Origin of the sequence: Pleomorphomonas sp. NRK KF1, from assembly GCF_023721755.1 — a bacterium.
In the GTDB taxonomy this organism is placed as follows: Bacteria; Pseudomonadota; Alphaproteobacteria; order Rhizobiales; family Pleomorphomonadaceae; genus Pleomorphomonas.
The window spans coordinates 75,867-89,009 of record NZ_JAMDLH010000008.1 but is presented as its reverse complement, the minus strand read 5'-3'; the positions used below and the strand labels follow the sequence as shown (position 1 = coordinate 89,009).

The 13,143-nt window shown below is 62.5% G+C and carries 15 protein-coding genes; 4 read left to right on the top strand and 11 right to left on the bottom strand.

Features of this window, described 5'->3' with window-relative positions; all coding sequences use genetic code 11:
* Positions 1-7 precede the first annotated feature (7 nt).
* The 5 genes from M4J39_RS18885 to M4J39_RS18865 all read right to left on the bottom strand — a co-directional run bounded on the left by M4J39_RS18885 (position 8) and on the right by M4J39_RS18865 (position 3,697).
* Positions 8-424, bottom strand: a complete 417-nt coding sequence (locus tag M4J39_RS18885) for an MbcA/ParS/Xre antitoxin family protein (protein WP_251730038.1) — start codon at positions 422-424, stop codon at positions 8-10.
* Positions 425-562: 138 nt separating this feature from the next.
* Positions 563-1,060, bottom strand: coding sequence for a hypothetical protein (locus tag M4J39_RS18880; protein ID WP_251730037.1), 498 nt, complete (start codon positions 1,058-1,060; stop codon positions 563-565).
* Between the two features lie 51 nt (positions 1,061-1,111).
* Positions 1,112-1,789 (bottom strand): hypothetical protein, encoded by a 678-nt coding sequence (locus tag M4J39_RS18875; protein WP_251730036.1) that lies wholly within the window; start codon positions 1,787-1,789, stop codon positions 1,112-1,114.
* Positions 1,790-2,019: 230 nt separating this feature from the next.
* On the bottom strand, positions 2,020-3,303 hold the full coding sequence (locus tag M4J39_RS18870) for a hypothetical protein (protein ID WP_251730035.1): 1,284 nt from the start codon (positions 3,301-3,303) through the stop codon (positions 2,020-2,022).
* A gap of 88 nt (positions 3,304-3,391) precedes the next feature.
* Entirely contained in the window at positions 3,392-3,697 is a 306-nt protein-coding gene (locus M4J39_RS18865; RefSeq protein ID WP_251730034.1) for a hypothetical protein, read from the bottom strand.
* 705 nt (positions 3,698-4,402) lie between these two features.
* On the opposite strand from M4J39_RS18865, the gene M4J39_RS18860 reads away from it, so the two are divergent.
* Positions 4,403-5,146, top strand: a complete 744-nt coding sequence (locus M4J39_RS18860) for a hypothetical protein (protein ID WP_251730033.1) — start codon at positions 4,403-4,405, stop codon at positions 5,144-5,146.
* 232 nt (positions 5,147-5,378) lie between these two features.
* Here M4J39_RS18860 and M4J39_RS18855 read toward each other — a convergent pair whose 3' ends face one another.
* Both M4J39_RS18855 and M4J39_RS18850 read right to left on the bottom strand, forming a co-directional pair.
* The gene (locus M4J39_RS18855) at positions 5,379-5,648 is read right to left on the bottom strand and encodes a hypothetical protein (protein ID WP_251730032.1); all 270 of its coding nucleotides are present in this window, start codon (positions 5,646-5,648) and stop codon (positions 5,379-5,381) included.
* Between the two features lie 99 nt (positions 5,649-5,747).
* Entirely contained in the window at positions 5,748-6,155 is a 408-nt protein-coding gene (locus tag M4J39_RS18850) for a DUF2000 family protein (protein ID WP_251730031.1), read from the bottom strand.
* On the opposite strand from M4J39_RS18850, the gene M4J39_RS18845 reads away from it, so the two are divergent.
* The gene (locus M4J39_RS18845) at positions 6,154-7,041 is read left to right on the top strand and encodes an AraC family transcriptional regulator (RefSeq protein ID WP_251730030.1); all 888 of its coding nucleotides are present in this window, start codon (positions 6,154-6,156) and stop codon (positions 7,039-7,041) included. The genes M4J39_RS18850 and M4J39_RS18845 overlap by 2 nt on opposite strands.
* 149 nt (positions 7,042-7,190) lie before the next feature.
* A complete protein-coding gene (locus tag M4J39_RS18840; RefSeq protein WP_251730029.1) occupies positions 7,191-7,349 on the top strand; it encodes a DUF3563 domain-containing protein in 159 nt (52 codons plus the stop codon).
* 75 nt (positions 7,350-7,424) lie between these two features.
* Here the strand turns inward: M4J39_RS18840 and M4J39_RS18835 are convergent, their stop codons facing one another.
* Positions 7,425-8,966, bottom strand: a complete 1,542-nt coding sequence (locus tag M4J39_RS18835) for a GGDEF domain-containing protein (protein ID WP_251730028.1) — start codon at positions 8,964-8,966, stop codon at positions 7,425-7,427.
* A 507-nt stretch (positions 8,967-9,473) separates the two neighbouring features.
* On the opposite strand from M4J39_RS18835, the gene M4J39_RS22940 reads away from it, so the two are divergent.
* The gene (locus tag M4J39_RS22940; protein ID WP_256469811.1) at positions 9,474-9,605 is read left to right on the top strand and encodes a hypothetical protein; all 132 of its coding nucleotides are present in this window, start codon (positions 9,474-9,476) and stop codon (positions 9,603-9,605) included.
* Positions 9,606-9,688: 83 nt separating this feature from the next.
* Here the strand turns inward: M4J39_RS22940 and M4J39_RS18830 are convergent, their stop codons facing one another.
* The 3 genes from M4J39_RS18830 to M4J39_RS18820 all read right to left on the bottom strand — a co-directional run bounded on the left by M4J39_RS18830 (position 9,689) and on the right by M4J39_RS18820 (position 13,141).
* A complete protein-coding gene (locus M4J39_RS18830) occupies positions 9,689-10,540 on the bottom strand; it encodes a class I SAM-dependent methyltransferase (protein WP_251730027.1) in 852 nt (283 codons plus the stop codon).
* Positions 10,541-10,757: 217 nt separating this feature from the next.
* Positions 10,758-11,924, bottom strand: a complete 1,167-nt coding sequence (locus M4J39_RS18825) for an FAD-dependent monooxygenase (protein ID WP_251730026.1) — start codon at positions 11,922-11,924, stop codon at positions 10,758-10,760.
* On the bottom strand, positions 11,921-13,141 hold the full coding sequence (locus tag M4J39_RS18820; RefSeq protein WP_251730025.1) for an MFS transporter: 1,221 nt from the start codon (positions 13,139-13,141) through the stop codon (positions 11,921-11,923). The genes M4J39_RS18825 and M4J39_RS18820 overlap by 4 nt, the downstream gene beginning before the upstream one ends.
* Positions 13,142-13,143 lie beyond the last annotated feature (2 nt).

Here is a 13,143-nt window from a genome sequence, read left to right as displayed (position 1 = left end):
GCCTCCGTCACCACGCGCCCCGTTCGGCGTCGAGATAGGCGCGCATATCCTGGAGGTCCGACAGCTCGCCGCGCAGCATCAGGTCCAGCGCCGACCGGCCGTCGAAGGTGTCGTTGGGCTTCTTCACCCATTCATAGCCGCGCGCCGGCTCCTTGAAGAGGTAGCGCAGCCCCTTGTGGATGCCCATCAGGTGCGCCATCCGCATGCGGAGGTCGCGGTCGATCCGCCCGATATTGCCTTCCTTCCAGCGCGCCCAGGTGCGCGTCGACAACCCGCCGAGCAGCGTCGTCGCCTCGGCATCCGTAAGCTTCCACGCCTTGAACAGATTGACCGTCGCCCGCGCCAGCGCCGCCGCTTCCTCTTCGGTGATGCTGGCGTTGTCAGTGCGCTCGATCGGATAGGCTTCGATGGGTTGCAGCATCATGGCTCGTCCTGTCATTTGACGTGAATATAGGCTCAATCCGCCAAATGGCAAGAACATATGCCAAGTTGGGATTCACGCTGCCGTTGTTGGGACGCGTGGCGGGGTGAAAGATACCAGCAAGACGACGTTGAATCAGTTCTAAGGCGCGAGAAATTCCGATCTGAACAATCGCCGATTTGCCGAACCAAATGCGACCAGCTTGTATTCGATGATCTTCCTTCCATCGAACACCAAGGGCTTGCCGGGGTCGCTCTTTTCAAAAACATCCGCTGTTGAAAAGCCCTTGCAAGTCGGGTCGAGACGATATCCGAGCTGAAACTGGATTTTGTAGTCATCACTCGGCAGGCCCGTAATGTCGATGTTGCCATCTCGCTTGAGAAAGGCGCTCGCGACAACCGCCGACGTTCCATCCCGGATCTTGACGACGGCGTCCTGAAGGGAGGTATTCCGAATACGCAAGGTCAGGTCACCGCCTGTCTTGATCTGAGGCGCCAGCAAGCCCTCCTCAGGCGGGTGAGCACAAAACACGTCGGCTATGCCATCCACCATGGCGGGCCTCGCCGGCACCGCGTTCCCTTGCCCGTTGTAGAAATACAGGGCGACGATGATCACCGCCGGCACGATGAACCCCATCATCCGGTAGAGCCGCTTGCCCTCTTCCGACAGGGCCCAGTCGTCCTTGATGGTTCAGCCGGAGGTATCGGCGCCGGACGCATCGATGATGCGGACGATCTGGGCTGCCTCGCTGGCGATCCCCTCGTCCCCGGATGTCCGGATCAGCCTCGCCAGGCCATAGGCCGTCCTGATGTCGCCCTGCTCCAGGAAGGCGCGTACGTTATGCAGGATCAGCTTCGCGTCGGTGATCCTATCGTGCTTCTCACCCATCCCGACCTTGAAGAGCCCCACGACGGAATGGCGAAAACGGTTGCGATCAACGGAGTTCGGATGGATAAACAAATCAAGCACACCGCTGACGAACTCGCCGAACGAGTTGAAACGCCGGCCGTCCCTGGCACAATCGACGCACAGAAAATCCTCTCGGCCGACCGCCTGCGAATAGCCGTCCACCTCCTCGACATACCAGAGCGTGACGTAGCGAGGCTGCAGCGCGACCCTGCCGCACCGTGAACAGTGGAGCGGCCCATCGGGAATGAGCTTGAGGTCATACCGGACGGAACCATCGGGCTCGATGGCTTCCGGCGGCAGGTTGCGGGCAAACCAGTCGTAGTTGGCCCGGCGCGCCGGGTCGCTGAGAACCGCGTGAGCCTCGGGCGTCCGGCGAAACGCCTCGGCGAAAACCTTGTCGGATTCATCGCCCGAGGGAATGTAGTGGGGGCTATGACTGGCCTCCCTGATCCTCTTCATCGGAGCCCACGGAGGCAGGCCCAACAGGCGATAGTATCCAAAGGGGTCGTGCGTGTTCATCCAGGTCTCGGAAACTCGCCTGCAGGTGGATCGCCCTTGGGGAAGGATCTACGGCCCCGTTGGGCTGCGATTTCGTTACTGCGCCGAAGTGTTGGCTGTGATTTCGGAAAGAGAACCCCATACCGACCGAGACGATGGCGGACTGCCCACCGGCATCCGTCCCAGCCGCCTTAGGGCTTGTCGAACTCCCTGCTTGTTATTCTACGGCCAGCACGGTGGCTGCCATATTCCATCTGATAAGCGTCAATATTCCTGTTTCCATATTCAATATAAAATGACTCCGCGTCCACCTTTCGAAACTCCGCTTCCCAATCCGGATCAATGATCTCCTTGCAAGAAGCGTCCAATCTGTTGCCAAGGGCATATTGCAGTCTATAGCCTCGGCCCGTGAAAGCCTCGAAATCATAGCTGTTCTGGTACGCAACAAAAACGGAGGCCAACACTGTCCCTGACTGACCGTCCCTGATCTTCAGTATGGCGTTCTGGTTGGTCTTGTTCCAGATCCTGAGGGTGATCTCCCCGCCGCCGGGCGTCTGGCGCGTCAGGATGTCGCCATTTCGCGGCAGTTCCCTGCACACCGGGATGGAGACGCCGTTTACCGCGACCGGACGAAAAGCACGCTCATTCTGCCGCGCAGCGTAGCCGTAGATGAAAGCGATAAAGGCCGTCACAATGGCGAACGGCAGGATGGCATAGACGGCCCTTTCGCCTGCCGGCACGACCCAGGGGTCCGGCAACTTGTAGTTCCAGTAATCGCCCCCTGCCGCCTCGATTTCCCGCATGATCGCCGCCGACTGACCGGCGGTATCCTCATCCCTGGACTTCGCGGCAATCCTGGCCAGGGCGTAGGCCAGCTTGACGTCGCGCCGCTCCAGATAGGCACGGGCGTTGTGCAAGGCCAATCGCTCGTCAGTCGCCTTGAGATGATGCCCGCGCTGGCCGTTTTTCAACCAGCTCCAGGTGGCCTTGTAAGGTCCCCCCTTCGACAGGAAGCCGGAAAACAGCGTCGTGAGCGCGCTTTTCCGCGTAAAGGTCTTGGCGCAGTCGGCGCAAAGCAGGCCTTCTTCCTGTGTCGTGCGGGCGTAAGCGTTGAACGATCTCGTGACCTCGGAGATCTGAACATAGCGCGGCAGAGGCGTCACTCGTCCGCAACTGGAACAATGGGTCGGACCGTCGACGATGGACCTGAGATCGAACTTGTCAGCCCAGTCGGTTTCCCCGTCCACCTCGGGCAGGTTGCGGGCGAACCAGTCGTAATTGGCCTTGCGAGCCGGGTCGTTCAGGATGTCGTACGCTTGGGGAGCCAGGCGAAGAGCTTCCTCGAACGGCTTGTCGGACTCGCCCCCCGAACGCAAGAAAAAGGGATATCTGACAGCCCGCTTGAGCTCTTCGGTCGTGGCTGCCGGCGTCAAATCGAGGGCGCGGTAAAGTCCGAAAGGGTCGCTATGGTCCATCTACGCCTCGGAAACGCCCAGCAGATTGTAGCAACCTTGTTATGCACGCTGTGCGAACAGCGCGCCATCACGGCCTATTGCGGAGTCACTAGTTGGAAAACAAGGCGTCCAGTATTCCATCAATCAGCCCGAACTCAATGCCATCGCTGATTTTCTCGCCAAGAGATCGCTCGGAGCCAGTTTCCTGCCCATCGGAAAACTCCGGGTTGTTGGTAAGTTGGCCGGCAGAGCCTTGCTCGGAATCATCGCTCGCGGGCGTATGCTCAGGGCTGCGATGAGGAGCCCGGATGTGTTCCAGTGCGGCGGACCGCGCTAAACCCAAGGCGTCATGGAAGCCGGACGGGTCCTTCTCATACATCGATGCCTCTGCCGCCTGATTGTCACCGCTCACCATATGGTGAGACTCGAAACATGCGCCAGTCGTGAGCACAACTTATTGACGTAATCGTTCCCCTCACGGGTGCATCTCCGCCCCCTTCACGATCTTGTCGACCACCTTCGTCTCGGCCCGCACCGCGATGCCCCAACTGCCTCGCCTCCTCCGGCCAAAACTTGGCGAACACGACCGCGACGCGATACCACCGACATATGAAACACAAGATACCCAGACTATACTTTCGGTACAGCCCCGACTGCCATGCCCCGTCAAGATTCAAAGTACCAGGAAATAGCCGGATAACGCCAAAAACGCACGCAATCGCCCCCGACCGGCGGCACGTTTACGTAATTTCACCTAGAAAATGAATCACTTAAACAGAAAGCAACAGGAATATACAGAGATAATACAATTAAAACAAAAGAAGAATACAGCAGAGACCCATCCCGACTCCAAATATAAATTTTCGAATTGCTTTCAGAAAATAATGCACTAGAGTGTGTACCGGGACAGCCATAAATCTAGAATTGAGATCAAAAGCAGTCCATAGCCTCGCATGAGAATGGCTGGAATGTAACCGGCCGATAGAGCATACCCATAAACAATATATAGTATCTATAAGACAAATATACGTCCAAGACGGCTTTTCCGCCTGAATTTTCACGACACAAAAAAGCAGAAAAACTAACGTTCAGCCAAAACAGGAATGGCAGGGGGTCCTCAATGAAGACTATTCTATCGACTATCTGCGCCCTTACGCTGGTTACGGGGTGCAGCACCGTTGTCCCACATTTCGATTACCCCGCCACATCGCTCGGGGTTTACAATAGTGGGCTTATTGAGGTCGGTCAGCTTTTCCTCTGGGACATGAAAGCGAACACGCTGACACAGCTTGACCCGATACCCTTCCCTGCCACGCCGTCCACTTCGGGCCCCACAACCATGGTCGCCTCGAAAATATCTTCCATTTCCTTCGATGCCGGCGTCACGGCGACCGTCAAGGCCAACGCATCGGCCGCTATCCGAAACAACGTCTCGATCAAGGCGTCCAATGCCGTCAACAGAACCTACAGCTCGGTTATCACGGCGATATCGAAAGAAATCGTCAGAAAGAGAAACGAAGGAGAGGATGTTGACGGAGGCTGGCTTCTGGAACAGGCCGCAAAGCCGAACTCCGGCCTCGCCTACCTTATCGTTCGCGGCGTAATCGTCAGCGACAAGGCGGAACTGCTTGCCACAAACACCGCCGAGGGGAAACTGGAGCTGACGGTTCCGGGCGACAAGGGAGGCAAAGCAACGATAGACCTCTCGAGGGAGAAACTGGCGAGCTGCACAGGAAAAGAGTCGCCGTGTTTCATCAACTTCCAAGCCTATCGCGCCTACATCAACAAAGACAAGAACTATGGCTTTGCGTTGATCCCCAACGTGAGCACAGAAAAAGTCGCCGATCTTCTAAAGACTCTCTAGTCAACGCCGGAGACGATCTCGGGAAAGCTGAACTTGTACACGAAATGCAGGTTCAGCTTTCAGCATCGCGGCGAGTCGCCGAGGAGTAGCCCCCACCGCCGCGTCCGGCCTAGCGTCCCTCAGGGCGGGGGTTGCTGTGGTCCATCAAGGTCTCGGAGTCGTCCAACAGATTGTAGCAGCCTTGTAATGGACGCGGCGCGGCAGCGCGCCACCATGGCCTACTGCTGAGTCACTAGTTGGAAAACAGGGCGTCCATTACTCCGTCAAGCAGCGAGACCGCCATGTCATCAATGACTTTCTCGCCAAGGGATCGGTTGGAGCCAGCTTCCTGCCCCTCGGAAAAATTCGGGGCGTTGGAAGGTTGGCCGACAGAACCTTGCTCGGACTCGTCGCTCTCGGGCGCACAGTCGGAGTTGCGATGAGGAGCCCGGATGTGTTCCAGCGCGGCGGACCGCGCTAAACCCAAGGCGTCATGGAAGCCGGACGGGTCCTTCTCGTACATCTATGCCTCTGGCGCATGCCTGATTGTTACCGCTCACCATATGGTGCGGCTCGAAACATGCGCCAGTAGCGGCTACAACTTATTGACGAAGCGCTCCCCTCACGGGTGCATCTTCGCCCCCTTGGTAATCTTGTCGGCCACCTTCTTCTCCGCCCGCAGCGCCAGCCCCACCAGCTTGGCATCCTCCGGCGAGAACTTGGCGAACACCTCGCGGTTGGCGGCGTCGTGGCCGGTGGCGAACATTTCCTCGACATAGGCCGACGTCGTCACCCCGCGCTCAAGCGACCGCCTGTGGATGGTGCGCAGCGTTTCCTGGTCGGCCACCAGCACCACCATCGGCTGGATGGACATCGGGTTGTAGACATTCCCCGCCGCGTCCCGGTAGGCTTCGCCGATGATCGTTGGCGTTTGCGCGACGATGCCGCTCGTCAGGAAGGCGGTGACGTTGAGCTTCTGCCAGGTGGCAAGGTCATCGCGGACGACGAGGACGATCTTGGTGTCGAACATGCCGGCAAACTCCGTGCGAGGGGTCGAAAGAGCCGACGAGATAATGCCCGGCACCGCCGCCGGTCTTGAACGTTCGTGCGGCCGCTTCAGCGATCGGCTGCGGGTTTCCATCGACGATGGCGGCGTCGAGCGGCTGGAGGCGCGCTTTCACGGCAACGGCTTCTCGCCGCACCGCCACGACACCTACGCCTTGGGACTGACGCTCCACGGCGTGCAGACCTTCCGCTATCGCGGCGCCGAGCGGTTCAGCCGCCCCGGCAACGTCATCGTGCTGCACCCCGACGAGCTGCACGACGGCGCGGCCGGCGACGAGGCCGGCCTCATCTACCGCATGATCTATCTGCCGCCGGAGATGATCGCCGCCACCCAAGCCTCGCCCGGCGCCCTGCCCTTCGTCGCCGATCCCGTGGTGCGCGACGCCGGCCTCTGGCGGGCGCTGGCCGACATCCTCGCCGATCTGGATGGCGAGCCGGGCGACCTTCAGATGGACGACGTGTTGATGCGCGTCGCTACGGGCCTCGCCCGGCAGGCGGGGACGATGCGGCAGCGATCATCGGCCACCGCCGAGGCGGCCGTGCGGCGCGCCCGCGACTATCTCGAAGCCCATGCCCTGGAGACCGTCCGCTCGGAGACGCTGGAGGCGGTCACCGGCCTCGACCGCTACGAGCTGGCGCGCCAGTTTCGCCGCCTCACCGGCACCAGTCCGCACCGCTTCCTGGTCATGCGCCGGCTCGACCGCGCCAAGCGGCTGATCGCCCAGGGAACCCGCCTCGCCGACGCGGCTCTCGACGCCGGCTTCGCCGATCAGGCCCACTTCACCCGCCATTTTCGCAACGCCTTCGGCATGCCGCCCGGCCGCTGGCTCGCCATGCAGATGGCGACGTGAGGCTCAGCTCCGTACCTTCACCTATAGAAAAACTGAAAGCGACCTTCAGAACTTGCGATTAGGTCGCAAGCCTTTCCGCGCCTATATTGAGGACGTCAGAGAGAAAAGAGAAAGAGACTGGAATATGCCGGTCAGGAAAGGAAGACAGAATGTTCAACGCTCTCAAGCGTACCGCCCAGCTCCTCCGCGCCCCGACCCAGGCCGAGCGCGACATGGACTACCTCAACCAGGCCACCGACCGCTACGACCTCGAGGCCCGCGAACGCTACCTCGACAGCCGCGCCTTCCAGCGGACCATCGGCCTCTGAGGCAAACCTGACAGACCACACGACGTCGAGCGCTCGATACCTGACCGGTTCGGGCGCTTTGTCGTATGCGGTCCGTCAGGCCGGGCACAGGTGCAGCTCGCCGCTGACGCGATTTCGCCCGCCGTCCTTGGAGCGGTAGAGCGCCTCGTCGGCGCGCTCTATGGCCTGCTGCGTGGTGGTTCCCGGCAAGGCCACGGCATAGCCGATGCTCACCGTGACGCGGCCATGCGGCGAGTCCGGATGCGGGATGTTCAGGTCCTCGACCGCCCGCCGGAAGGCTTCGAGATGCGCCCGAAGCTGATCCGTATCGCCATCGCCGACCACCAGCGTGAACTCCTCGCCGCCATAGCGGGCGGCCATCTCGCCCTGGCGCTTGCCGAACCGCCTGAGGGTCTGCCCGACGCTGCGCAGCGTCCGGTCGCCCGCCGCGTGGCCGTAGCGGTCGTTGAACAGCTTGAAATTGTCGATGTCGATCATGGCGACGGCGATCGCCCCCTTGCCCTCGGCGAGCAGGCGGTCGCATACGCCGAGATGGCCGTCGAGCGCCCGGCGGTTGGCGATGCCGGTCAGTGCGTCATGCAGACTGGTATCCTCCAGCGTGTCGACCATCAGGTTGAGCGCCGACGTCAGCCGGTTGAAGTCGGCGATGGGCGAGCGGACGGAGATCCGCTGCCCCGGCTTGCCGGCGCTGATCTCGCCGGCGAGAGCGCCGATGCGGCGCAGGTTCCGGATGAAGAAGAACTCGGCCAGGAACATCATGATGGCGGCGAGCACCACCGTTTCGCCGACCGAGGTCAGGACCGCCGACTTCAACCTGCTCCAGGCGTGATCGTTGACGACGTCCAGCGAGGAGAGGACAAGCAGCCGGGAATTGTTCATCGGCAGCTTCAGCGTGCCGACGTAGTAGGGCGCGCCGCCGTTCAGGTTTTCCTGCCGGACATCGAGAAAGCTGCCCAGGTTTCTCTCGACGAGGTCGCCGCCGATGACCGGCTGTCCGGCCGAAAAGAGCTTGGAGATGAGGATGCCGCCCTCGGTGCCGATGATCGCCGCTTCCGCCAGGGCAATGTCGAACAAGGTCAACGCCTTGTTGAGAACGGTCTCCGCCTTCAGCGAGGCGACGACGAGGTAGTCGACGTCGAGGTCGTTGCGGATGGCCGTCACGGATGGAACGACCAGCGTCCGGGATATGTGGCTGACCTGCGGATCACCCCAATAGGTATCGTTGTTGTGCACGCTCTTGAAGAATTTGTCCGTGGTTTTCACCTGCAGCCCGTGCGCCTCGGCAATGGACGAACAGTAGACGATCGCCTTCGGCGTCAGGATGGAGAGATGCTCGATGCTGGTATAGAGGTTCCCCAGCTTGGAAAGCCGCCTTGAGCATTGCTCCGGCGAGGTGTTCTGAAACGAGTTGCTGATGGAGATGCTGGACGCGATGTTCTCAACATCGGCCTGGGTTTCGAGCAGCATGTCCTGAACGCGTTCGAGAGATGTGCGCATGCTGCGCTCCATCTCCATCAGAGACTCCGCCCTCTCCCGGTTCGCCACGAGGATCTGCTTCACCAGGAATGGCGCAAGGCAGACAAAAATGACGAACACCACAACAAGCCGAATGCGCATCAGCACCCTTTGCAAATTTTGGTTGCGTCTGACCTGGGTCACTCCAAGGAAAGACTATCCGCCACGGCGATAAATATCGGTTAATCCACCTGGCAGACGAAAGTATAGCCATCGACAAGCCGCTTCCTTCCTCGCGATTTATTGCATGAGGATGGTGCGAAACTGAAAGCGAGCGTCGAGGACGCGAAAGCATATTCGGCCGCTGCGCCGACACCGGCGGCGACGGCGTCATACCGTTTCCGTCGGGTTTCGACCTTTCGGGCGGAACCTGACGGAAGCGGAAGCGCCCGACCGGGCGCCGGCCGGTCAGGCCGAAACCCGCTTGAGCCGGATGAGTCCGGATCAAGCGGAACGCGTATCAATGGGGTTTTTACCTACAGGAAAACTGAAGGCCACCTTCAGAACTTGCGATTAGGCCGCAAGGCCGAGAGGGCCTATATTGAGGGCGTCAAAGAGATGAAGAGAAAAGAGGCCGGAAACCTCCGGTCTAGGAAAGGAAAAATCAAGATGTTCGCCACCCTCAAGCGCGCCGCCAAGGCCCTCCCCCTTCCCGCCCAGATCGAGCGCGACATGGCCTACCTCAACCAGGCCCGCGAGCGGCCCCTCCACAGCCGCGCCCGCCGTGGCTACGGCCTCTGAGGACAGCACGGCATCACGCCGACACTTCGATACGACGTCGAGCGCTCGATACCTGACCGGTTCGGGCGTTTTGTCGTACCGGATCAGGCCGGTTTGCTTGCGACCAGCCCATACATCAGCGGTATCAGCGGCATATCCTCCGGCGGCGCCAGACGCCGGCCGCCGAGGTCGCGCATCCGCTCGAAGCCGCGCCAGCCGTTGGCGTAAGGATACTCGGTCAGCCGATCGAGCCTGAGTCCGGCGGCGAGCAGCGCCGACACCACGTCCGCCAGCCCCCAGGCGAACTCGTAGGAACGATGCGGGTTCTGGAAGTCGGCGACGCCGACCAGCGTGCCGTCCGGCGTCAGGCCGCCACCCGACTGGGCCACATAATCGCCGACACCCGCCTCCTCGATCACCGCGCCGCCGAAATAGTCGTAATGCGGCTGCCAGCGCTCGTTGAACACCATCACCAGCGGGTGGAACTCCACCAGCGCGAAGCGGCCGCCCGGCTTGAGCACGCCGGCGATGCCGCGCGCCCAGGCCATGAGATCCGACAGCCAGAGAATGGCGCCATAGGAGCTGAACGCCCGGTCGAACGACCGGCCGGCGCGGCCCGCCGCCTCCAGCCAGTCGAACACGTCGGCGCGCTCGAAGGTGGCGGCAACGCCGCTCTCCCTCGACAGTCGGCCAGCAAAATCGATCGCCTCGTCGGAAATGTCGACGCCGGTCACCTCGGCGCCCAGCCGGGCAAGGCTGAGGCTGTCCTGTCCCGAATTGCATTGCAGGTGGACGAGGCTCAGCCCATCGAGATCGCCGAGCAGATCGAGCTCCTCGGAAAACAGCGTCGAGCCGCCGTTCCGGAAGAACGCCGCCTGATCGCCCTTGTGGCTGTTGTGCGCCACCGTCGCCGCGTTCCAGGACAGGCGGTTCGCCTGATGAAGATCGGTGCGCATGATGTCCCGCCTTGCCCGAAAATTTGCGACAGACCATGCCCGCGCGACGGCCTTGAGCTCAAGCCTCTCGATCGGCCTGTCGAGGGGAACTCCGGCGCAAATGGCGGAACCAGAACAGATCCGGCAAAAGCGGGCATCGGTCTTGTGTCCGGAGTTGCGCGAAAACAGGCTCCGGATCGAGCCGACAAGCGCCGCCCATGCGGACAGTCCCGACGCATCACTGCTTGGCCAACTCTATCTCCGACCGAATGGCACCGCTGAAGTAGCGGGATAGCAAGGATCTTGGCATGTGCCGCATGATGAAGTTGCGCATGCGGAAAGCGAAAGCCGTCTGGGGAATGAAGACGCGCGCCATCTTGCGGCTCCGCGTCTGAAGCCGTCCGATGATGGGCCGCAAGCGTGCCTCATGGCGGGCAAGGGCCGGAAGAAGATCGCCGGTCTCGGTCAAGGCCCGCTCCAGCATTTCGGCGGAGGCGAGGGCCATGCCGGCGCCCTGCCCCGAAACCAGCGTCAGACAGTGGGCGGCATCGCCCAGAAGCAGCACCCTGCCCTTCGACCAGTTCGGCAGGTCGATCATGGTCAGGCTGTCGACGACCGGGGTTTCGCCGGCCCGCTCTGCGTGATCGAGCAGGTCGCGCACCTGTCGATGGCTGCGGGCGCTGACCTCTCTCAGCAGGGCGAGCTTGTCCGGCGCGCGTTCGAGCCCCGGTCGCCGGTCGCGCCAGACATGCATGGCGGCGAGGCGCCCGTCGTGGAGCGCGTAATACTCGGCAAGGTGCCCCGGCTCGGCATAGGAGACGAAATCGGTCGTGAACGCCTTGGGCGCATCGACGTCGTAGACCGAGAAGTAGTAGCCGAGCGGCTGAAGGCAGTCGCGATCGGGGCCGAACAGCACCTGCCGGGTGGCGGAGCGAAAGCCGTCGGCGCCAATCAGTAATGCGGCCTCCACCCGCTCGCCGCCGGCCAGCGCCACCTCGACCCGGTCGCCCTTGTCCTCGAAGCCCGCAACCGTCTCGCCGAAACGGATCTCGGCGCTGTCCGGCAGGTTTTCGGCCAGCGTGCGAACCAGGTCGGTCCTGCGGATGGCGACGTAGGGAAGGTCGCGAATGAAATCGCGGTAGCGCAGCCGCAGCAACTCGCGACCGCTGCTGTCGCGGTAGACGTTCTCGTCGATCCGGAAGGAGGCGGCCTCGAGCCGCTCGACGAGCCCCATCCGTCGGGCCGTCTCGAAACCGAGACCGGACAGGCCCAGCATGTAGCCGTTCTCCCGCAGCTCCGGCGCGCGCTCGACGACCAGCGAGCGCCACCCCGCCCTGTCGAGCCACCAGGCCGCGGCGAGGCCGGCGACACCGGCGCCAACGATGACGGCAAGCGGCCTGGTCATGCGGGAACTCCTTTATCGAGACGAGCCTCCAGGCGGAGGAGCAGCAAGGGAACGCAGGCAGCGCCAGCCAAGGCGATGCCGAACACCGGGCCGTAGCCGAAGCGCGACGCGAGCATGGCCCCGCCCAGGCCGCACAGCGCGGCGGCAACGGCGCTGGCGCACTGAAACAGCGTGAAGTCGACACCGGGCTGCGACGAAGAGGCAAAGGCCATCAGGCGGGCATAGCTGACGACGAAGCCGGCGGCCATCATGCCGCTTTCGAGCACGAACAGCCCGGCCAGCAGCCACAGCCTGTCGGAGGCGAACAGGACGACGGTCAGCGCGCCAAGCGAAACGGCGTGCAGGCAGGCGACGCGGAACATGGCCGTCCTCGCCCCGAACCGATGCGCCAGCAGGCCGCCGAAGGCCGTGCCCAGCAGGCCCGCCCCGACGCCGCCCACGCCATTGATGAGCCCCAGGCTGGTCAGCGACAGACCGGCGTCGATCAGGAACGGACCGGCAAGCGCCTGCGCCAGACGCCCTCCCGCTTCGAACAGGATGGTCATGACGATACCGATCCTGACCTCGCGCCGCAGCAGCGCCGTCAGCAAGGCCGGGGCCTGCGAGGGTGCGCGCCGCGTCGTCCCACCCTCCCGGACCAGGGCCATCGGAATGCTGAGGACGACGACAAGCCCTGCCAACAGCAAGGACGCTGCCATCCAGCCGATGGCAGCGCTCGCCGCAACGAACAGCCCGCCGCCGAAGATCAGACCAAGATAGCCGCCTCCCACCTGGGCGACATTGGCAAGTCCCCGCTTTTCTTGGGAGAACTGCTCGATCAGGAAGGCATCGCAGGCGATGTCGGCCGTGGCCGAAGCGACCGCCATGAGGACCAGCAGGGCGAGAAGCAGCGAAAAGCCGCCGCTGCCCACCATGCCGAAAGCCGCCAGCGCCAGCACGACGACGGTTTCCCCCGCCAGGATGACCATGCGGGAGCGGCGCCTGCCGTCGGCCGCGACCCGAAACGCTTCCACCGGCGCCGCCCACAGAAACTTCAACGCCCACACCAGCATGGCCAGGGAGACGAGGCCGATCCGGTCGAGAGCCACGTTCTCGGCGCGCAGCACGGCGGGAAGGCCGAGAAAGGTCAGTCCTCCGACAAGGCTCTGTGCCGTGTAGATGCCACCCGCCGCCACGAACAGCCCCGGCAGCGACCACGAGGATTTCTGCCGCCTCACGG